We start from the raw sequence: 19,367 nt of genomic DNA on the forward strand, positions 1-19,367 counted from the left end.
CGGTGTCGCGCTCAATGCCCCCGTTGCCGCGGAATCCGGCCCCGCTTGCCGTACGTGAGCGCCGCCCGCAGCTCGGGATCGGTGACCGCGCGCAGCCCCCGCAGCGCCACCGCGGTGAGCGAGCCCCGCACACCCCGTTCCCGGCCCAGCTCCACGAGGAGCCGCCGGCCGGCGGGGGAGGCCCACCCGGAATGGGCGTGCCCCTCGACGCGGGCTATGGCCAGGCAGCCCAGCGCGAGGATCAGCGGGAGCGCGAACCAGCACAGGATCATCGTGGTCGTGGTCCCCGGATCGGGTACGCACAGCGCGGCCACCAGCATGCCGAGGACCAGCACGGTGGCCCGCCGGACCGACCGGATCCCCGCGCCGACGTCCTGCTGGGCCCCTTCGCGCAGCGCGAGCCCGGCTTTCGAGAGCCGGTCCGCGAGGGCCCGTACGGCCGGATCCCGCGCCGCGACCGCCCGTATGGAGGTCACCGGCTCCTGCCCGTCCGGCCCGAACGCGCCGAGCACCGAGCACTCGTGCGGATCGCGGCCCACCGGGTCGACGACCGTCGCCCAGCCGGTGTACGCGAGCAGCAGCCGCCGCTGGCGCTGCATCGAGAGCAGCGTCAGCTCGGCCACCCGCTCGGGCCCGCCGGCGAGGTAGGCGGCCTCGTACAGGTTCAGCTCGTCGTGGTGATGGCGCGCGGCGGTGCCCGGCGGGGACGGCTCCGCCAGTTCGGCGGCGGCCTTCAGGAGGCGGGTGCACGCGATCAGCAGCCCTGCCCAGGCCAGGAGGAGGAACAGGACCCAGAACATGTCCGAGTTCTACAAGATGTGGAAGCGGCCGGTACAGGGCTCTGCCGAGGTGTGAGCAGCTCGTGACGGGTCCGTGATGGGCGGTCAGGAACTGCTGCCACAGCTGGAACTGGACGAACTGCTACAACTCGAACCGCTGGAGCTGCTGGAGCAGCTCGATCCGCTCGATCCGCTGGAACAGCTCGAACCACCGGATCCGCCGCCCCCGCAACCGCTCCCGGAGGACCCGCACCCCGACCCCGAGGAGCCGCAGCCCGACCCGCCGGACCCGCCGGACCCGCCGCCGTCGGAGCCCGCGCACCAGACGACCGGGATCATCGAGGCTCCCGAGTCCGAGGCCCCGGACTCCCAGGAGGATCGCGAGCCGCCGGAATGCCCGCGCGACTGGGCCGCCGCCAGCCGGGTCCCGCGGGCCGCCGGAACCAACTGCTCGCGCAGGTAAGGGTCCCGCAGACCCCGGAGCCCGAACAGCGAGGTCTGGACGTACGGGCTCTGGTCGGCCCCGTAGTGCGCACGGATGGCGCGCAGCGCCGCGGCCCCCGCCGGGGTGATCCGCTGCCGGGCGCGGGAGGCGCCGACGGTGCCCACGACGATTCCGCCCAGCAGGACGGGCAGCACCTCGGCGATGAACGGCACGCGGACGGATCCGGCCCCCTCCTGGAGCACGAAGGCGACGAAGGACAGCGGCAGCGAGAGGATCAGCAGCACCCCGCACACCACGGCCTGGATCACCCCGTGGCGCAGCCAGCGGTGCCGCCCGCCGGGGGTGGCGATCAGTCCGCGGGCGGCCAGGCCGTCGCCGGTCTCCTGTACGGCCGGGTCCCGCATGGCGGCGTAGCGGATCTGGTACAGCCACCCGGACGGAGCGCCCTGGCAGGCCTGGAGCACGGCCCGCTGGGCGGGGTCGCCGCCCCGCACCCCGGGCCGTACCTGGACGATGCCGGGCCCGCCGACCAGCATCCGGCCGTCGCAGAGCAGCGAGACGAGCGCGGCGTCCACCACCGCGCCCGGCCCGCCGGCCATGAAGGCGGCCTCGGACAGGTCGTGCAGGCGAGGAGCGGGCCGCAGGGTGGGCGGCCGCGACTGCCGCAGGCCGCGCACGAGCAGGACGCTGGAGACGATGACGCCGATCCAGACGGCCACGGCGAGGAGGTCGAAGAAGTTCATGCCGCCCTCCCCACCAGGGCGCGGGCCCAGCGCACGGCCCGGCCCGGTGGCCTGGCTCCGGCCCGGTCCCGCCACCAGAGCGTGAGCCGGCGCCGGGCGGCGGGGTCGGCGGGCAGGTTCCGGACCAGCAGGTGCTCGGCGAAGTCCATCGCGTCCCGCCGGTATCCGGCGGTCATGGGCCGGTGCCGGGCGTAGCCGAGGAAGGCCTCCCGGTACGCGTCCTCCCCGCCCAGGATCCCGGGCAGCTCGGGCGCCAGCTTGGAGACGACCCCGGCCCGCTTGGCCGCGAGCGCCCGCGCCTGTACGCGCACCCGCTGCCGGTCGAACCCCTCGGGCACGGGCGTCCCGGCCACCAGCGCCGACAACAGCGCGGCCTGCCCGATCCCGACCCGAGTCCGCACGGCATCCCCGGAGCCGACCTCGGCCCCGCCATCGCTTGCGGCGCGGGCCGGGCCGGAGCCGACCTCGGCCGCGCCGGTGTTCGCGGCGCGTGTCCGGGCAGCGCCCGGGGAACGGGGGAAGGGCGGGTCGGGGACGGCTCCCGCGGGGCCGCCCAGCACCCGCCGGATCGCGGCGAGCTCACCCGCCAGCTCCGCGTCAGGCGGGAAGTCGTCGTCCCGCTCCAGCAGGACCCCCGCCGGCTCAACCCGGGAGCGGAGCTCCGCGAGAACATCCAGCACCGCCGCCGGTACGGGATGCGCGTGCGTGTCGTGCCACACCCCACCCCGCTCCACGCCCCCGGCGACGTGCACGTACGCCAGCGCCTCCAGCGGAATCCCGTCCAGTACGGCCACCGGGTCCTCCCCCCGGTTGACCCGGTTGGTGTGCAGGTTGGCCACGTCGATCAGCAGCCGCACCCCGGTCCGCTCGACGAGCTCCGTCAGGAACTGCCCCTCGGTGAGTTCCTCCCCCGGCCACGACACCAGCGCCGCGATGTTCTCCAGCGCGAGCGGCACCGGCAGCGCGTCCTGCGCGATCCGCACGTTCTCGCAGAGCACGTCCAGCGCGTCCCGGGTCCGCGGCACGGGCAGCAGGTGACCGGCTTCGAGCACCGGTCCCGGCGCGACCGAGGAGGTCCGTACGAACGCGATGTGCTCGGTGACCAGCGGAGCCCCCAGCGCCACCGCCCGCTCCCCGAGCGCGGCCAGCTTCGCCGGGTCCGGCCGGTCGGCGCCGCCGATGCCCAGCGAGACCCCGTGCGGCACCACGCGGATCCCGCGGGCGAGCAGCCGATCCAGGGACTCGGGCAGGTGGCCGGGGCAGATGTTCTCCGCCACGACCTCGACCCAGTCCAAGCCCGGGAGGCTTTCCACCGCCCCCGCGATCTCCGGCCGCCAGCCGATGCCCACCCCCAGGTGTGCCATGGGCTTCATGTCCCCTCGCCCCCTCTCATCGGTCCGTGTGCCGATGTCATGACCCCGACGGAGCCGGGCCAACCCGCCCAGGGGGACGTTCAGAGCAACATTTGAGGTTCCCGGCCCGGGCCGTCTTTCCGGGCCGCCTTCCGGATGCCGGGCCGGCAAGACACCCCTACAGCCGCGCCCGCAGCGCCGGATGGTCCGCGACCACCGTGCACGAGCCGGGCGCGATCTCGGTGAACCCCGCGTCCCGCACCACCGGCAGCCCGCTCCCGGACAGCTCCGTCCACCGCTCGCGCGGGGCCGTCCGTACGGCCAGCCGGAAGCCGGACTCCCGCCACGCGGACCGCTCCGGGCCGGTCAGCTCCCACCACGCGAGCTGCGCCGCGTGTCCGGCCTGGGCCATGGCCTTGCCGGCCGACATGTCCAGAGCGGGGTTGAGCCAGAGGACCGGCAGCCCGGCCTCGGCCGGAGCGACCGGCTCCGGGTCGTCCAGGTCGGTGCCCGACACCTGGAGCTTGGCCAGCTCCTTGGGCCAGCCGTCGAGCGGGACCGGCGGGAAGACCCGTACCTCCGAGTCGGCGCCGTGCACCGTGAGGCCCGGCAGGGTCCCGGCCTTGCGCCACTCCGCTCCGCGGGCCCTGCGCACCACCTTGCGGATCCGCGCGTCCTGCCAGTCCCGGACCGCCGCCGCCCACTCGCCCTCGCCGGCCGACCGCTCGTCGGTGAGCAGGACGAGCACCGCGCGGGCGGCCGTTTCCAGGGCGTCGGTCCGGGCCGGCGGCTCAGCCTTCTCGATCCGCACCACCAGCGGGAGGACGTACTGCGGTGCGTCGTCGCGGGCGATCCGCTCCTGCCGGAAGGGGCTGTCGGATCCGACTGCGGGTACCTGGGTGTCGTGGCGCGTGTCCTCGGTGCTCATCCGGTCAAGGATGCCAGCCTCCGCCTTCAGGCTGATGCCCGAGGGGCCCGGTACGGACGAGGATCGACCGCATGAAGAGTGACCTTTTCGCGTCCGGGAACCTGGCCGAGGCGTCCGCCGTACCCGGGATGACCCTGCAGAACGCCAAGTCCGTGAAGTACACCGTCGATGGTGAGATGCTCGCCCGCCAGGGTTCCATGGTCGCCTTCCGGGGGAACCTGCAGTTCGAGCGCAAGGGGGAGGGCGTCGGCCGCATGCTCAGGCGCGCCGTCACGGGTGAGGGGCTCCCGCTGATGTCCGTACGCGGGCAGGGCGAGGCCTGGTTCGCGCACCGGGCGGGCCACTGCTTCGTCATCGAGTTCGAGCCCGGCGACGCGCTCACCGTCAACGGCCGCAACGTGCTGTGCTTCGACCCGACCCTCGGCTACGAGATCAAGATGCTCAAGGGTGCCGGCATGGCCGGCGGCGGCCTCTTCAACAGCCTCTTCACCGGCACCGGAAAGCTCGCCGTCGTCTGCGACGGGAACCCGATCGTCATACCGGTCACCCCGCAGGCCCCGGTCTGCGTGGACACCGACGCGGTGGTCGGCTGGAGCGCCCGCCTGGAGGCGGCGCTGCACCGCTCCCAGTCCATCGGCTCGATGATCCGGGGCGGCTCCGGGGAGGCCGTCCAGCTGAAGCTCAGCGGCGAGGGCTTCGTCATCGTCCGCCCGAGCGAGGCCACCGAGCCGGCCGCCGCCCACTGACCGCGCAGTAGGCTCGTCCACATGGACCAGACGGAGCGGCACGCGCCCGACACCTCGTACTGCCCCGCCCCCGCGGCCCCCGCCGGGCGGGTGGCCGGGCCGCCCTACGCCGACTGCGTGGAGTGCGGGAAGCCCACCGAGTACGGGGTCGCGACACCGGGCGTCGTGCTCTGCCCGGTGTGCGAGTGGCAGGACGCGCAGCGCACGGCCTGCTCCGGCTGAGCCCGTGGGCCCGAGGCCCTCGGCGGCCCGGCTACTTCCCGATGAGGTCGGAGACCTTGACGAAGCGGTAGCCGCGCTTGCGCAGCTCCGGGACGATCTTCCGGATGGCCTCCTCGGTGACCGGGGCCGCGCTGCGCGTGCAGTGCATGACCACGACCGAGCCGGGCTTCACCCCGGCCAGCACCTGCTCGGCCACCGCGTCGGGATCCTTCGCGAACGCGTCCCCGCTGACCACGTCCCACTGGACGGCCGTGACCTTGGCCGTGGAGATGGCCCGGAGCGCCTGGTCGTCGTAGCAGCCGCCGGGGAAGCGGAAGTACGGGACGGTGTTGACCGCGCCCGCCTTGCGGAAGGCCTCGAAAGCCCGGTCCACGTCGGCGCGGGCGGCCGCCTCGTCGAGGGTGGGGAGTCCGTAGCAGGGGGACGTGAAGGCGTGGTGGCTGTACGAGTGGTTCGCGATCTCGAAGTTCGGGTCGGTGCCGATGGACTTCGTCTGGTCCGGGTACTCCTCGGCCCAGCGGCCCGTCATGAACACCGTCGAGGGCACCTTGAGGGTGCGCAGCGTGGAGATCAGCTGCGGGTTGTCGAAGCGCTCGCCGCCCGCCGCGCGCGGCCCCTGATCGGACGTCATGTCGGCGTCGAAGGTGAGTGCCACCGTCTTGTCGGTCCGCTGCTTCGCGCGGTCGAAGACGGGGGTCAGACCGCCCGGACCGGGAGCCAGGGTCGGTGCCTTGCCCGGGGCCCCGGGCTGCGGAGCGGCCGGCGGACTGCTCCGGGGGCTCGCCGCCGGGGCGGCGGACCCCGCAGTGGAAGGGGAGGCGGAGGCCGGAGCGGAGGGGGCCGCGGAGGCTCCCATCCGGGCCCGGCCGCCGGCGTCCGGCGTACCGGTGCCGCCCCCGCACGCGGCGAGGGCGGCACTGAGAGCTGCTACGGCCGCGACGGCAGCCGTCGTCCTGCGTACTGAGATGGTCACATACGCAAAATATATGACTATGTGGCAAGCAGGCGGGTGCGGCACTCCTCCACGTCGAAGTCACCCTTCGGGTACTGCGGCGCGATGCCCTCCAGATGCTCCAGCAGCAGTTTGCTGATCGCCCAGTTGCGGTACCACTTGCGGTCCGAGGGGACCACGTACCAGGGCGCGGCCTCCGTGGAGCAGCGCTCCAGGGCCAGTTCGTACGCCTGCTGGTACGCGGGCCACACGGAGCGCTCCTCGATGTCGCCGGCGTTGAACTTCCAGTGCTTGTCCGGGTTGTCGAGCCGCTCCAGGAGCCGCTTGCGCTGCTCGTCGTAGCCGATGTGGAGGAAGACCTTCACCACGGTGACGCCGTCGTCGGCGAGGGACTTCTCGAACCGGTTGATCTGCGCGTAGCGGCGGCCCAGCTGACTGCGCGGCACCAGGTCGCGGACGCGCGCGATGAGCACGTCCTCGTAGTGCGAACGGTCGAAGATGCCGATCTCGCCCGGCTGGGGGAGCGCCTTCATGATGCGCCAGAGGAAGGGGTGGTTCTGCTCCTCGGACGTGGGCGCCTTGAAGGCCTTGATCCGGCAGCCGGAGGGGTTGAACAGGCCGATCACGTGCTTGACGGTGCCGCCCTTACCGCTGGTGTCCATGCCCTGGAGCACCAGCAGGACGCGGCGGCGGTCGCCCGCGGTGCTGGCGGCGTAGAGCCGCTCCTGGAGGGAGGCGAGCCGTTCGCCCATCAAGGCGGTGGCCGCCACGCCGGCCGCCTTGTCGGTGGGACCGCCCGGGGTCGCTCCGGGGTGGAGGGCCCCGAGGTCGACGCGCTCGCCGGAGGGGACGCGGAGCAGGGGGCTCAGGGGGGCGTCGTACCCGTGGCCGTTGCCGTACCCGTGGCCGCCGGACTTGCGGGCGCCGCCCTTGGAACCCTTGGAGTTCTCGGCGGAGATGCGGAGCAGCTCGCGGAGGGAGAGGGGCTTGGACTTCGGCTTCCCGCCGGCGGTGGTCGCGCCGGCGGAGCCTGAGTCGCCGCCGGGGTCGGCCTTCTTCTCCTTCTCGCCCTTGGCGGCCTTCTCGCCCTTCTCGCCCTTCTCAGCCTTCTCCGGCTTGTTGGCCTTGGCGGCCTTGGCGGGCTTGTCCGCCTTCTCGCCCTTGGGCGGCTTGGGAGCCTTCCCGGCCCCGGCACCCTTGGCGGCCTTCCCGCCCTCCGTGCCCTTGGCGGCCTTCTCGTCCTTGCGGGCCTTCGCGGCACTCGCGGCACTCGCGTTCTCGGCGGCCCCGGCCGCCCCCGCCGGCTTCCTGCTGTCCTTCTTGGCCACCGCTACCTACCTCGATCCGTCGACTCCCTACGATCCTCCACCACAACGCAGTGGACCGCGACGTGACGAAAGACCAGGCCGGGCGGGCCGGAAGGCGGTACGGGCGGGCCGGAAGGCGGTACGGAAGGCGGTACGGATCACCGCCACGGGCCCGTCACCGCGAAGGTGGTCCCGGGCGTGTACGCGTTCACGTACATGGTCCGGGCGTCGGGAGAGAAGGTGACCCCGGCGAACTCCCCCCACTCCGGAGCCCCCGGTTTCCCGATGTCGGCGGCGTTGCGGGCCACCGGGTAGACCTCGCCCCCGGGGGTCACGCCGAAGACGTACTGCGCGCCGCCGCCGTCCTCGCACACCATCAGGCCGCCGTCGGGGGCCAGGCAGATGTTGTCGGGGGAGTCGCCGGGCAGCTGGACGTCCGCGGCCGGGCCGAACACCACGTCCAGCCGGAGCCGCGCGCGCAGCGGGTCGTAGAACCAGACCTGGCCGTGGTGGTCGGCGGGGGCGCCCTCGCGGGTGCGGGAGTAGCTGGAGACGAAGTGGACGCCGCCGTCGCCCCAGTAGCAGCCCTCCAGCTTCTGCGCGTGGGTGATCCCGCCGGGGCCGAAGTCCTGGAGCCGGATCGGGGTCCCGGACGCGGACGGGTCCGGCACGGGGACCCACTCCACCGGGAACTGGGCCCCGGGCTCGTCCACCACCGCCAGGTTCGCCAGCCCGGGAACCCGCAGGGCCTCCAGCTCGCCGCCCGCGCGCAGGGAGCCCGGGCCGCCGAGGGGGCGGGCGGGCAGGAACCGGTAGAAGAGCCCGAAGGGTTCGACGAAGGCGTCCTCGGTCTCGTAGACCACACCGAGGTACGGGTCCACGGCGACGGCCTCGTGCGCGAAGCGGCCCATCGCGGTGAGCGGGACCGCGCCGGAGCGGCGGGGGTCGGCGGGGTCGACCTCGAAGACGTAGCCGTGGTCGCGGGTGTAGCCGGCGGTGCCCGCCCGGTCCTCGGTCTCCTCGCAGGACAGCCAGGTGTTCCAGGGAGTACGGCCACCCGCGCAGTTGACGGCCGTGCCGGCGAGGGCGACGCGCTCGCCGGTGACGCGGCCGGCCGGGTCGAGGTCGAGGAGGGTGCAGCCGCCGAGGGCGTACGGGTCGTAGGTGAGCCCCTCGACGGGAGGGACCCGCAGGGCGGCGGTGGCCCGGTTCTCGTGGTTGCGCACCAGCCGGACGCGGCCCTGCCCGGCGTCGAAGGCGGCCATGCCGTCGAAATTGCCCGGGACGGTGCCCTCGCCCGAACGCAGCGGGTCGCCGGCTCGCGAGAGGACCCGGTACGTGAACCCGGCGGGCAGGTCGAGCAGCCCGGCGGGGTCGGTGACGAGCGGGCCGTAGCCGCGGGCGGCTGCGGGGGCGGCGGCGCCGGTGAACAGCGCGCCGAGGGCTCCGCCGAAGGAGATGGCGGCGGCCGCCATCATGCTGCGTCGGCTGAGGTTCATCGGCAACTCCGGGTGCGGGGGCGGTCTTCGACCGGCCCGTGGTACCACGCCGCCCCGCGGTCCCGGCCGCGCCGCGCCCGGACCTCCCGGGGCTCCGCCCCAGACCCCGCGCCTCGAACGCCGACGAGGCCGGACCGGGGCGGAGCGCAGGAGCTAGGCCAGCTTCGCGCTGAGGGTGATGGTCGTACCCGTCAGGGCCTGGCTGACCGGGCAGTTCTGCTTGGCGTCCTCGGCCGCGGCGACGAACGCGTCGTTGTCCAGGCCCGGAACCTCGCCCTCGACGGTGAGGTGGATCCCGGTGATGCCCTTGCCCGGCACGAAGGTGACGGCGGCGGAAGTGGTCAGCTTGGTCGGCGGGTTGCCCGCCTTCGCGAGACCGTTCGAGAAGGCCATGTTGAAGCAGCTCGAGTGCGCGGCGGCGATGAGCTCCTCCGGGCTGGTCCGCCCGTTCGCCTCCGCGTCGGTGCGCGCGGGCCAGGAGACCTTGAAGCTGCCGAGGCCGGAGGAGTCGAGGGTGACCTCGCCCTTGCCCTCGAACAGGTCGCCTTCCCAGACGGCGTGTGCATTGCGGGTGGCGCCAGCCATGGTGGATCCCTTTCGCAGAAGTGGACACGGCCGGCCCGCGGAACGGGCCGACGTCTCCAAACCTACTGGGACACCAGGGGCTTCGCGTCGCGTGCCAGCGCGGTGAGCCGCGAGATGGCCCGGAAGTACTTCTTGCGGTAGCCGCCGTTCAGCATTTCGTCACTGAACAGCTTGTCGAAGGGGACGCCCGCCGCCAGGACCGGGACCTCCCGGTCGTACAGCCGGTCGGCGAGGACCACCAGCCGCAGCGCCGTCGACTGGTCCGGGACCGGCCCGACGTCGGTGAGGCAGACGGCCGCTATGCCGTCGGTCAGGGCCCCGTACCGGCTGGGGTGGACCTTGGCCAGGTGCTCCAGCAGCCCCGGGAAATCGTCGAGGCTCGCGCCCTCGGTGGCGTACGCGGCCTTCGTCACCTGCTCGTCGGAGAACGGCGCGGGGGCCTCGGGCAGGCCGCGGTGGCGGTAGTCCTGGCCGTCGATGCGCAGCGGGCGGAAGTGCGCGGAGAGCCCCTGGATCTCCCGCAGGAAGTCGGCGGCGGCGAAGCGGCCCTCGCCGAGCTTGCCGGGCAGGGTGTTGGAGGTGGCGGCCAGCGCCACGCCCTGCTCGACCAGGCGGCTGAGCAGGGAGGAGACGAGGACGGTGTCGCCCGGGTCGTCGAGCTCGAACTCGTCGATGCACAGCAGGCGGTGCCCGCCGAGGGTCTGCACGGTCTGCTGGAAGCCGAGCGCGCCGACGAGGTTGGTCAGCTCCACGAAGGTGCCGAAGGCCTTGAGGGCCGGCTCGGCCGGGGTGGCGTGCCAGAGGGAGGCGAGCAGGTGGGTCTTGCCGACGCCGTAGCCGCCGTCGAGGTACACCCCGCGCGGGGCGGTGGGGGCCACCGGCTTCCTCGCGAACCAGCGGCGCTTGCCCGAGCCGCTCGCGTGCGCCCCGCCGAGGCCCGCGGCGAAGTCCGCGAGGACGGTGACGGCCTCGGACTGGCTGGGCTGGGCCGGGTCGGGATCGTAGGTGTCGAAGCGCACCGCGTCGAAGCGCGGCGGCGGCACCATCTCGGCCACGAGCCGTTCGGCGGGCACCCGGGGCTCGCGGGCACACAGGGACTGCGGTCCCACGTCGGCTATCGGGGGCCGCCCGGAGGCTGACGCTGAGGGCGAGAGAGAGGTTGACACAGCTCTTAACTCTACGGGGCGTGGCACACTGCACCGATGCGACGCCTGTTCCCTGTGACCGATCAGACATCAGCGGACCAGACCGACCGTGCGTGGTCGCTGGACGAACTCGCCGAGGCGTACGAGTACCCGGGGCTCGGCCCGGACGGCCACTGGCTGCGGGCCAACATGGTCTCCACCCTGGACGGCGCGGCCCAGCACGACGGGCGTTCCCAGCCCATCTCCAACGAGACCGACATGCGGATCTTCGGCACCCTGCGGGCCCTGGCCGATGTGGTGGTCGTCGGTGCGGAAACGGTTCGCCAGGAGGGCTACCGCCCGGCGCGGGCCCGGGAGGCCTTCGCGGCCCGCCGCGCGGCGGCGGGGCAGGCTCCCGCCGCCGTCATCGCCGTGGTCTCGGCGAGCCTGGACCTGGACTTCTCGCTGCCGCTGTTCGCCTCCCCCCTGGTGCCCACCCTCGTGCTCACGGGCGCCACCGCCCCCGCCGGCCGGGTCACCGAGGCCGTCAAGGCCGGGGCGCAGGTGGTGGTGGCCGGTGACGGGGCGGGCGTGGACCCGGCCCGGGCCGTACGGGAACTCGCGGACCGGGGGCTGCGCCGACAGCTCACCGAGGGCGGGCCCCGGCTGCTGGGCCAGTTCGTGGCCGCGGACGCGCTGGACGAGCTGTGTCTGACGATCTCGCCGATGCTCACGGCGGGTGACGCCCAGAGGATCGCCGGGGGCCCGTCCGTCACGGTTCCGCACCGGCTCGCACCGGCCTGCCTGCTGGAAGAGGCCGGGTTTCTCTTCACGCGTTACCGTCGGATCTGAAGAGAGGCGGAATTAGTCGTTCCGCTTGGCTTCCGCTGGGCACAGTAGTGGGCAGGTATAACCGCACAGGCCCCGTGCCACAGCGGGGCAGGATGGTTTCCGCAGGGGCCGGCCGGCCGGTCTCGGCCCACGAAGGAGAGGGCGTCCGTGTTCACGAGCGTATTGATGATCGAGCAGCCGCTGACCCCCGTCGACGTGGACTTCGTCACGACCCTCCACGGAGACGAGCAGGTCTCCTTCATCGTCCTCATGCAGCCCCGCGGCGACCGGGACCGGCTGCTGCGCGCCATCGACGACGTAGCGCTCGGTGAGCTTCCCGAGGCCATTCACGAGGGCGACGAACCGGAGGGCGAGGCAGCCCGCGGCCCGGCCGAACTGGCGATCGAGCATTCCCTCGCCTCGCTGCGGGCCAAGGGGGCCAAGGCCGTCGGGCAGATCGTCGACGAGCATCCGCTCGACAAGCTGAAGGCGGTGGTGGACGAGACCAACGCCGACGAGGTGATCGTGCTGACCGCCCCGCACTACGTCGAGGAGTTCTTCCACCGGGACTGGGCCTCGCGGGCGCGCCACAAGGTCGGCGTTCCGGTGCTCAAGCTCTTCGCCCACAAGGAATAGGGTGGAGGCGGCCGGACCGCGCATCCACGCAACCCCGTATCCGCGCATCCGGCTGCCGTACGTACGCACTCGATCCTGGAGCTACCTGAATGAAGCCCGGCCTGCCGACCGCCATGGAACGGCCCCACTTCATCGGCATCGGCGGCGCCGGCATGTCCGGCATCGCGAAGATCCTGGCCCAGCGCGGCGCCAAGGTGGCCGGCAGCGACGCCCGTGACTCCGAGACCGCCCAGGCGCTGCGCGCCCACGGCGCCACCGTCCACATCGGGCACGCCGCCGGTCACCTCGCCGACGACGCCACCTGCGTGGTCGTCTCCAGCGCCATCCGCGCCGACAACCCGGAGCTGGCCCGCGCCGCCGAGCTCGGCATCCCCGTCGTGCACCGCTCCGACGCCCTGGCCGGGCTGATGGACGGCCTGCGGCCGATCGCCGTCGCCGGCACGCACGGCAAGACGACCACCACCTCGATGCTGGCCGTGTCCCTGTCGGCGCTGGGCCTGGACCCCTCGTACGCCATCGGCGGCGACCTGGACGCCCCCGGCTCCAACGCCCACCACGGCGAGGGCGACATCTTCGTGGCCGAGGCCGACGAGAGCGACCGCAGCTTCCACAAGTACACCCCGCAGGTCGCGATCATCCTCAACGCCGAACTCGACCACCACGCGAACTACGCGTCGATGGAAGAGATCTACGCGTCCTTCGAGACCTTCGTCGGCAAGATCCCGGCCGGCGGCACCCTGGTCATCGCCCACGGCCAGGCCGGCGCGGCCGAGATCGCCGGGCGGGTCGGCGGCAACCCCGGCCTGACGGTCGTCACGTACGGCGAGGAGCCCACCGCCGACGTCCAGATCACCAAGATCACCCCGCGCGGGCTGACCAGCGAGGTCACTGTCGTCATCGACGGCCGGATGCTCACCTTCACCGTCTCCGTGCCCGGGCGCCACTACGCGCACAACGCCGTCGCGGCCCTCGCCGCCGGCGTCGCGCTCGGCATCCCGGCGCACAACCTCGCCTCCGCCCTCGGCAAGTACACCGGGGTCAAGCGCCGCCTCCAGCTCAAGGGCGAGGCCGCCGGGGTCCAGGTCATCGACTCCTACGCGCACCACCCGACCGAGATGACCGCCGACCTGGAGGCGATCCGGGGCGCCGCCGGGGACTCCCGCATCCTGGTCGTCTTCCAGCCGCACCTCTTCTCCCGCACCCAGGAACTCGGCAAGGAGATGGGCCAGGCCCTCGCACTCGCCGACGCCTCGGTCGTCCTCGACATCTACCCGGCCCGCGAGGACCCGGTCCCCGGGATCACCAGCGAGATCATCATCGACGCCGCGCGCGCCGCCGGGGCCGACGTCACCCCCGAGCACTCCAAGGACGCCGTCGCCGACGTCATCGCGGGAATGGCCAAGCCCGGCGATCTCGTTCTCACCATGGGTGCGGGCGATGTCACGGACCTGGGGCCGGCCATCCTGGCCCGTCTGTCGAACTGACGGCTCTGGGAAGAGCGGGAAAGCGGGAGAACACTCATGTCGTACGAGGTAGAGAAGACGGACGAGCAGTGGCAGGCGGAGCTGACCCCGTCCGAGTACCAGGTGCTGCGCCTCGCCGGGACCGAGCCCGCCTTCCGCGGTGAGTACACGGACACCAAGACCGAGGGCGTCTACAGCTGCCGCGGCTGCGGCTCCGAGCTGTTCCGCTCCGCGGAGAAGTTCGAATCGCACTGCGGCTGGCCGTCCTTCTACGACCCGAAGGACTCCGACGCGGTCGAACTGAAGGCGGACGTCGCCCACGGCATGGTCCGCACCGAGGTCCTGTGCGCGAAGTGCGGCTCCCACCTGGGCCACGTCTTCGAGGGCGAGGGCTACCCGACCCCCACGGACCAGCGGTACTGCATCAACAGCATCTCCCTGCGGCTCACCCCGGGCCCGGTGTCCGCCGAGGGCTGACCCGGTCGGCCTCCCGGGCCGGCTGACCGGACCGGCCCCGGCTCCCGACCCCGCACGGGTCGGGAGCCGGGGCCGTGGGCCGCGGGCTCGGTGAGGGATATATCCGGTGGAGCTCCCGCGGGCCCGGTGGCAGGGTGGGCGCATGTCGACGCTCCACGCCGAGCGGCTCCTCCGTGAGCTGCACGCCTCCCTCGGGCTCCGCAAACGTCCCGAGGACGTGGCCCAGCTGGTCCAGGACCTGTTCGCCGCCCAGCGCACCGACCTCGATCCCGCCACCGCCACCGCTCTCGGCAAGGCCGTCGAGCACTCGCTGCGCGGCATGTGGCACGGCTACACCTCGATGAGCGAGGAGTTCGCCCGGCCCGTCGGCGCACAGCGCCAACTCGCCCGCACGGCCGCCTTGTTCCCGAACCTTCCGGAACTCCCGGCGGACGCGGGCGACGATCCCGCCCGCATCGAGGAGGTGATCCGCCGGGCCGGCGAGGAGATAGGCCGGGAGTACGGGCAGAACGACTTCGGTACGGAGCGGCTCGACCGGGCCGAGCGGGCCGGGGCAGGACTCGGCGGGCTCTCCAAACGCCAGTACAACAAGCGCTTCCGGCTGCTCCGCCGCATGGAGGCCAAACTGGCCCGGATCGTGCACGAGCAGCGCCGCCGCGAGATCACCATGACCGGCAAGGGGGCGCTCGCGCATACCGTGCCGTACGAGGCGTTCGCAGCCGACCCGGCCACCGCGGCCTTCGTCGCGTACTTCACCGCACGGGGCGGCATGCGCAGCGTCTTCACCAACGGAAAGCAGCGGCGGCCGTACGACGAGGTGGCCGACGCCCTGTTCCGGCGGCTGTGCGCGGAGCCCGACCGGACGAACTGGTACGTGGTCGCCCACGTGTACCCGACCCCCGAGGTGCTCGGACACCTTTCCGACGCGGACCTCGCCCGGCTCCTGGTGCGCTGGAACCGTTTCCTGCGGGAGGTGGCCGAGATGCTGGAGGATGCCTGGAACCGGTGCCGGCTGGAGCGGCACACCATGATCGTGCGTCCCGGCAACGACTCCTCGACCTGGAACCAGGCCGCCCAGGCCTGGAGCACCGCGCGGGCGCACTGGTTCGCGCTGATCACCGAACTGGGCGAGCAGGACCTTCTGGACCGCTTCTGCCCGGGCAAGGTGCCCCGGCTGATGGCGGCCGACGTGGCCTACTGGCACCGCAAGAGCGGTGGCGGGCTGCACCCCGACACGTATGTGTGGGCGGAGCTCCCTTTGCCCTGGGAGGTGCTGCGGGGAGAGGCGGACTGCCCTCGCTCGCTGGTCGAAGAGGTCTGCCGACGGCATGGCGTGGACCCCGTCGCGGGCGGCTGGACCGCGCAGCGGCCCGTCGCCGAGCCGGCCCCCTACCGCCGGACGCCGGAGCTCGTCCACGGCGTCGCGGTCAGAGACCCGCTGATGGCGAGCGCCCTGCGGTCCGCCGGGGTGTTCTCGGGCAAGGGCAAGCGGGCCGCCGCGCAGGAGTGGCTGTGAGCCGCCGGCCGCCGAGGTAAATGAGTTGCCCCGTCCGGCCGTTACCGCAGAAGATCGCAGCGGCGGCGGGGAAGCTCTGCGGAGGAGCGCCCGGCTCGCTTTCCGGGTGGACGTAGGTTCGAATCCTGCCCCCGTCGCCGCCTTCTTCCTCTTTCGGCCTTCCCTTTTCCTCCTTCTTCTTCCTTCTTCCCGCGGCTCACCCCCGCAGGGTGGCGAGGTGGTCCGGCAGGGTCCGGGGCGGGGTCCAGCCCTGGGTGCGGGCGCGGGTCAGGTCCAGGACCACCGGGTGGGCGAGCTGGTCCACCGCGTAGCGGCTCAGGAGCGGTTCGTCCGCGGACAGCGCTTCCGCGAGCCTGGCCGCCGCGATCGCCAGGGCCGGGGGGAGGTGGCGTACGCGGGCGCGGACCCCGTGGGCGCGCAGGACCTCGCGGACCGCCGCGTCGCGCTGGTAGGGGCGGGCGTCCGCGATGTTGTACGCGCCTGCGGGCCAGGCGGGGGCCGCCAGGCAGGCATCGGCCAGGTTCTCCACCGCCGTCAGGCTGAGCGGGACGTCCGGGCCCGGCAGGAACAGGGTCCCGGCGCGGACCCGGGAGAGCAGGCGGGGCAGGAGCTGGGTGTCGCCGGGGCCGTACACGGCGCGCGGGCGCAGCACCACGGCGTCGGCGGCCAGCGCCAGGGTCTCGCCGGCGGCCTTCGTACGGCCGTAGGCGTTGAGGTGTCCCGTGCGGGGATGGTCCTCGCCGACGAGCGTGCGGTCGAGGCGGGGGTCGTAGACGCTGGCGCTGCTGACCCAGACCACCGGGCGGCCGCCCGCGGCCCGCAACAGCCGTTCGGTGCCGGTCACGTTGACCGCGTGCATGACGGCCTCGGCGGGGGAGCCCGGTGCCGGATCGCCGACGGCCGCCGCGCAGTGCACGACGAGGTCCACGCCGGAGAGGTCCGGCTCCCCGAGGGACGCGTCCCAGAAGCGGTGTTCCCCGAGCGGGCCGGGTCTGCGGCCCACGCACACCACCCGGGCCCCGGCCGCCGCCGCGGCGCGGGCGACGTGTCCGCCGCAGAAGCCGCTCGCGCCCGTCACGGCGATCCGGACACCGGATGGCGTCGTACGGGACGTCATGCCGCCGCCCGTACGACCAGCGAGCGCCACCCGGGCAGAGCGGCCCGGCGGTCCACCCGGGACCGGGTCACGACCGGCCGGTGCGGAGCCAGCGCCGCCAGTACTCCGGCCAGTTGCTCCCGCGCCAGGCGGGCTCCGGGACAGGCGTGCGGCCCGGCGCCGAAGACCAGGCGCGCTACGCCCGGCCCGTCGGGGCGTCGCCCGTCGGGGTCCCGCAGGTGGGCCCCGGCGGCGTGCCGGGCGACCAGGAGCAGCCGGTCACCGGCCCGGACCGGGCAGCCCCCGACCGAGCCGTCGGCCGCGGCCACCCGGGGGAGGAGGGGAGAGGCTGCCGTCACGCGGAGGAGTTCGTCGGCCAGTGCGGGGCACACGGACGGGTCCGCCGCCTGGTCCCACAACCCGGCGTCGGCGCACCAGGCCACGGCCCGGGGCAGCGCCGCGACGGTGGTGTTCACGGCCGCGACCGCCAGCATCGCCGCCCGGGCGTCCGCCCCCGGCCCCAGGAGCCCGCGGAGCCGCTCGGCGGCGCGGGCCGCCGCCGCCTCGGCGCCGGGACGGGACGGGCCGGGGAGGTGGCTGCGCACGGAGGCGGCCGCGGCCTCGGCGGCCGCCTCCGCGAGGGCGAGCGGGCAGCCGGGGGAGCCTCCCCCGGAGCCGGGGCCCAGCAGCGCGTACACCACCGAGCCCGCCAGTTCCCGGGCCAGCGGGACCAGGTCCACCGAGCCACCGAGCGGCAGCGGTGCGAGCCGCCGCAGGAGCAACGGGTGCCATGCCGCGCGCAGTTCCTGGGTCCCGGCCGCGCCGAGCAGCTCGGCGAGCTCCCGCCGCGCCGTCCGGTGGCCGGAGCCCTCCTCGTCGAAGAGCACGCCCTCCACCCGGGCGGCCCGGGCGGCGCCGCCCGTGGTGCCGGGCGCGGTGCGGTCCAGCGGCAGCCGGGTCAGCGCCTCCCGGTAGGCCGCCGTGCCGTGGACGAGCAGGGTGCCGCGCCCGAGCCGGCGCACGGGCCGCCCGCGGGTGGCGGCGAGCAGCGCGAACAGGAAGGGGTGGGAGCGCAGGTAGACCCGCCGGTCCCGGCGGCGGGCCTTCGTACCGGCCATTGCGCGGGTGCGGGTGCGGGTGCGGGTGCGGATCGTCGGGTCGGTGGTCATCGGACGTGTGCCTCCGCGGTGTCGGCGGGCCGGTAGCGCCGGTCCCAGTACCAGAGCAGGGTGCGGCGCGGGCCCCAACTCCGCAGTCTGCGCAAGCTGTTCTGCACCACCAGGTGCTCCGCGCGGACGATCCGGTCGCTGTGTTCGCGGGCCCGGTTCAGCAGGGCCACGTCCTCGGACCGCTCGTGCAGCGGCACCCGCAGGGCGCCGCCGCAGCGCAGGTAGAGGCCGGCGGTGATGCCCAGGTTGTGGCCGTGGCACAGGACGTACGGGGTGCGATAACGCGGGTGCCGGTGGGCGGGCCGGTAGCGGCCGTAGAGCGAGATGAGCCGGACCAGCGCCGGCAGCAGCCGGGCTTCGAGGAGGCCGGGCCCCTCGTCGAGGCGCGGCACGCTGCGGCCGCACAGCATTTCGGCGCCCCGCCCGAACTCCGCCTTCGCGACGGCCGTCCAGTCCGGGGCGGGCAGGCAGTCGGCGTCGGTGCGCAGCAGGTGGGTGGCGCCGGTGGCGATGGCGTACCGGAATCCGGTGTCGGCGGCGGTACCGGCGCCGGGTCGCTCCTCCACGACGAGTTGGACGGGAAAGGGCGCCGAGCGCGCGAAGTCCCGTACCGCTCGGGAGGTTCCGTCGGTGGAGGCGTTGTCCACGACCACGAGGGTGAATCCGGTGTCGTGCTGCGCGGCGAGCGCGGCCAGGGCCGACCCGATGGCCGCCGACTCGTTGTACGCGGGCACGACCACCCACAGGTTCAGCAACTCGGAGCTCCTTCAGGCGGGTTGGCAGTGGCGGCCCAGGAGGCCGCGCGGAGCAGGGCCCGGGCGCACAGGCTGCCCCAGACGAGGAGTCCGATCAGCGTCCCGGCCCGGTGGTAGAGCTCGCCGTGCAGTGCGGCGGTCGCGGCGAGATAGGGGTCCGCGGCGAGGAGGAGCAGCCGGCAGGCCAGCGCGGCCGCCAGCGCCGGACCCGCGATGGCGGCCGGCCGGGGCCTGCCGGGGGCCCGCCGAGGGGCGAGCCACAGGACGGCCGAGAACAGCGCCCACAGCGCGGGGACGGTAAGGGCCGGACCGCCCGCCGTCACCGCGGCGGCGACGGCGCTGCCCGCCAGGCAGAGCACGGCCGCTCCCGCGAGGTCGCGGGCCGCGTCGCGCACGGGGTTTCCGCTGCCCGCGTTCTGCCCGCACACGGCCCGGATGCCCGTACGCAGCGCCCGGGTCGTCCGCACCACCGACCAGCCGAGGGCGAGGACGAGCAGCGGCCGCCAGTGCGGGGCCGCGGTGGGCAGCCGCCCGGCCGCCGGAGCCGCGGCGGCGGGCAGCAGGGCCGCGGCCAGCCCGTCCACGACCCGCCGGACCCCGTCCGCGCCCGCCCCGGCCCGGCCGGCCAGCGAACCGAGCAGCAGCACCGCCGGGGCCGTCCCGACGAGCAGGGCGTACGTGAGCGAGCCCGCGAGGGCGTCGCCGTTGGCCCGGGTGTAGCGGCGATGGGAGGCCATGAGCC

Annotated in this window: 20 protein-coding genes and 1 tRNA gene; 8 read left to right on the forward strand and 13 right to left on the reverse strand. The window is 74.0% G+C overall.

What is annotated here, in order from left to right; translation table 11 throughout:
- Positions 1-11: 11 nt before the first annotated feature.
- The 4 genes from ACFYM0_RS18065 to ACFYM0_RS18080 all read right to left on the reverse strand — a co-directional run bounded on the left by ACFYM0_RS18065 (position 12) and on the right by ACFYM0_RS18080 (position 4,247).
- A complete protein-coding gene (locus ACFYM0_RS18065) occupies positions 12-800 on the reverse strand; it encodes a TIGR04222 domain-containing membrane protein (RefSeq protein WP_388502253.1) in 789 nt (262 codons plus the stop codon).
- Positions 801-884: 84 nt separating this feature from the next.
- The gene (locus ACFYM0_RS18070; protein WP_388502255.1) at positions 885-1,967 is read right to left on the reverse strand and encodes a TIGR04222 domain-containing membrane protein; all 1,083 of its coding nucleotides are present in this window, start codon (positions 1,965-1,967) and stop codon (positions 885-887) included.
- Positions 1,964-3,340, reverse strand: coding sequence for a DUF692 domain-containing protein (locus tag ACFYM0_RS18075; protein ID WP_388502258.1), 1,377 nt, complete (start codon positions 3,338-3,340; stop codon positions 1,964-1,966). The genes ACFYM0_RS18070 and ACFYM0_RS18075 overlap by 4 nt, the downstream gene beginning before the upstream one ends.
- A gap of 157 nt (positions 3,341-3,497) precedes the next feature.
- Positions 3,498-4,247 carry an aminoacyl-tRNA hydrolase gene (locus ACFYM0_RS18080; RefSeq protein ID WP_388502261.1) on the reverse strand — a complete coding sequence of 250 codons (750 nt, stop codon included), beginning with the start codon at positions 4,245-4,247 and terminating at the stop codon, positions 3,498-3,500.
- A 71-nt stretch (positions 4,248-4,318) separates the two neighbouring features.
- Between ACFYM0_RS18080 and ACFYM0_RS18085 the strand changes: the two genes are divergently transcribed.
- A complete protein-coding gene (locus ACFYM0_RS18085; RefSeq protein WP_388502264.1) occupies positions 4,319-4,993 on the forward strand; it encodes an AIM24 family protein in 675 nt (224 codons plus the stop codon).
- A 21-nt stretch (positions 4,994-5,014) separates the two neighbouring features.
- The gene (locus tag ACFYM0_RS18090) at positions 5,015-5,215 is read left to right on the forward strand and encodes a hypothetical protein (protein WP_388502267.1); all 201 of its coding nucleotides are present in this window, start codon (positions 5,015-5,017) and stop codon (positions 5,213-5,215) included.
- A gap of 31 nt (positions 5,216-5,246) precedes the next feature.
- On the opposite strand, the gene ACFYM0_RS18095 is transcribed toward ACFYM0_RS18090, so the two are convergent.
- The 5 genes from ACFYM0_RS18095 to zapE all read right to left on the reverse strand — a co-directional run bounded on the left by ACFYM0_RS18095 (position 5,247) and on the right by zapE (position 10,676).
- The gene (locus ACFYM0_RS18095) at positions 5,247-6,188 is read right to left on the reverse strand and encodes a polysaccharide deacetylase family protein (protein ID WP_388502270.1); all 942 of its coding nucleotides are present in this window, start codon (positions 6,186-6,188) and stop codon (positions 5,247-5,249) included.
- Between the two features lie 17 nt (positions 6,189-6,205).
- On the reverse strand, positions 6,206-7,126 hold the full coding sequence (locus ACFYM0_RS18100; protein ID WP_388502386.1) for a polyphosphate kinase 2 family protein: 921 nt from the start codon (positions 7,124-7,126) through the stop codon (positions 6,206-6,208).
- Between the two features lie 506 nt (positions 7,127-7,632).
- Entirely contained in the window at positions 7,633-8,973 is a 1,341-nt protein-coding gene (locus tag ACFYM0_RS18105) for an alkaline phosphatase PhoX (protein ID WP_388502272.1), read from the reverse strand.
- Between the two features lie 153 nt (positions 8,974-9,126).
- Positions 9,127-9,558 (reverse strand): OsmC family protein, encoded by a 432-nt coding sequence (locus ACFYM0_RS18110; RefSeq protein ID WP_327255655.1) that lies wholly within the window; start codon positions 9,556-9,558, stop codon positions 9,127-9,129.
- Positions 9,559-9,620: 62 nt separating this feature from the next.
- A complete protein-coding gene (zapE, locus tag ACFYM0_RS18115) occupies positions 9,621-10,676 on the reverse strand; it encodes a cell division protein ZapE (protein ID WP_388502389.1) in 1,056 nt (351 codons plus the stop codon).
- An 84-nt stretch (positions 10,677-10,760) separates the two neighbouring features.
- Here zapE and ACFYM0_RS18120 point away from each other — a divergent pair, with 84 nt between their 5' ends.
- From ACFYM0_RS18120 to ACFYM0_RS18145, 6 genes are all read left to right on the forward strand, one after another.
- The gene (locus ACFYM0_RS18120) at positions 10,761-11,534 is read left to right on the forward strand and encodes a pyrimidine reductase family protein (protein WP_388502275.1); all 774 of its coding nucleotides are present in this window, start codon (positions 10,761-10,763) and stop codon (positions 11,532-11,534) included.
- Positions 11,535-11,681: 147 nt separating this feature from the next.
- A complete protein-coding gene (locus ACFYM0_RS18125) occupies positions 11,682-12,149 on the forward strand; it encodes an indole-3-glycerol phosphate synthase (protein ID WP_382973967.1) in 468 nt (155 codons plus the stop codon).
- Positions 12,150-12,238: 89 nt separating this feature from the next.
- The gene (gene murC, locus ACFYM0_RS18130) at positions 12,239-13,633 is read left to right on the forward strand and encodes a UDP-N-acetylmuramate--L-alanine ligase (RefSeq protein WP_388502278.1); all 1,395 of its coding nucleotides are present in this window, start codon (positions 12,239-12,241) and stop codon (positions 13,631-13,633) included.
- 36 nt (positions 13,634-13,669) lie between these two features.
- Positions 13,670-14,089 carry a peptide-methionine (R)-S-oxide reductase MsrB gene (gene msrB, locus ACFYM0_RS18135; protein ID WP_388502280.1) on the forward strand — a complete coding sequence of 140 codons (420 nt, stop codon included), beginning with the start codon at positions 13,670-13,672 and terminating at the stop codon, positions 14,087-14,089.
- Positions 14,090-14,231: 142 nt separating this feature from the next.
- Positions 14,232-15,605, forward strand: a complete 1,374-nt coding sequence (locus ACFYM0_RS18140) for a hypothetical protein (protein WP_388502283.1) — start codon at positions 14,232-14,234, stop codon at positions 15,603-15,605.
- A gap of 64 nt (positions 15,606-15,669) precedes the next feature.
- Positions 15,670-15,742 (forward strand) — tRNA-OTHER (locus ACFYM0_RS18145).
- 59 nt (positions 15,743-15,801) lie between these two features.
- Here ACFYM0_RS18145 and ACFYM0_RS18150 read toward each other — a convergent pair.
- From ACFYM0_RS18150 to ACFYM0_RS18165, 4 genes are read right to left on the reverse strand one after another with little or no spacing between them, the layout of a single operon-like run.
- Entirely contained in the window at positions 15,802-16,722 is a 921-nt protein-coding gene (locus ACFYM0_RS18150) for an NAD-dependent epimerase/dehydratase family protein (protein WP_388502285.1), read from the reverse strand.
- The gene (locus ACFYM0_RS18155) at positions 16,719-17,870 is read right to left on the reverse strand and encodes a cytochrome P450 (protein WP_388502288.1); all 1,152 of its coding nucleotides are present in this window, start codon (positions 17,868-17,870) and stop codon (positions 16,719-16,721) included. The genes ACFYM0_RS18150 and ACFYM0_RS18155 overlap by 4 nt, the downstream gene beginning before the upstream one ends.
- The gene (locus tag ACFYM0_RS18160; RefSeq protein ID WP_388502290.1) at positions 17,867-18,625 is read right to left on the reverse strand and encodes a glycosyltransferase; all 759 of its coding nucleotides are present in this window, start codon (positions 18,623-18,625) and stop codon (positions 17,867-17,869) included. The genes ACFYM0_RS18155 and ACFYM0_RS18160 overlap by 4 nt, the downstream gene beginning before the upstream one ends.
- On the reverse strand, positions 18,619-19,362 hold the full coding sequence (locus tag ACFYM0_RS18165) for a hypothetical protein (protein ID WP_388502292.1): 744 nt from the start codon (positions 19,360-19,362) through the stop codon (positions 18,619-18,621). The genes ACFYM0_RS18160 and ACFYM0_RS18165 overlap by 7 nt, the downstream gene beginning before the upstream one ends.
- Positions 19,363-19,367 lie beyond the last annotated feature (5 nt).

It is taken from the genome of Streptomyces sp. NPDC006487 (assembly GCF_042870555.1).
Lineage (GTDB): Bacteria > Actinomycetota > Actinomycetes > Streptomycetales > Streptomycetaceae > Streptomyces.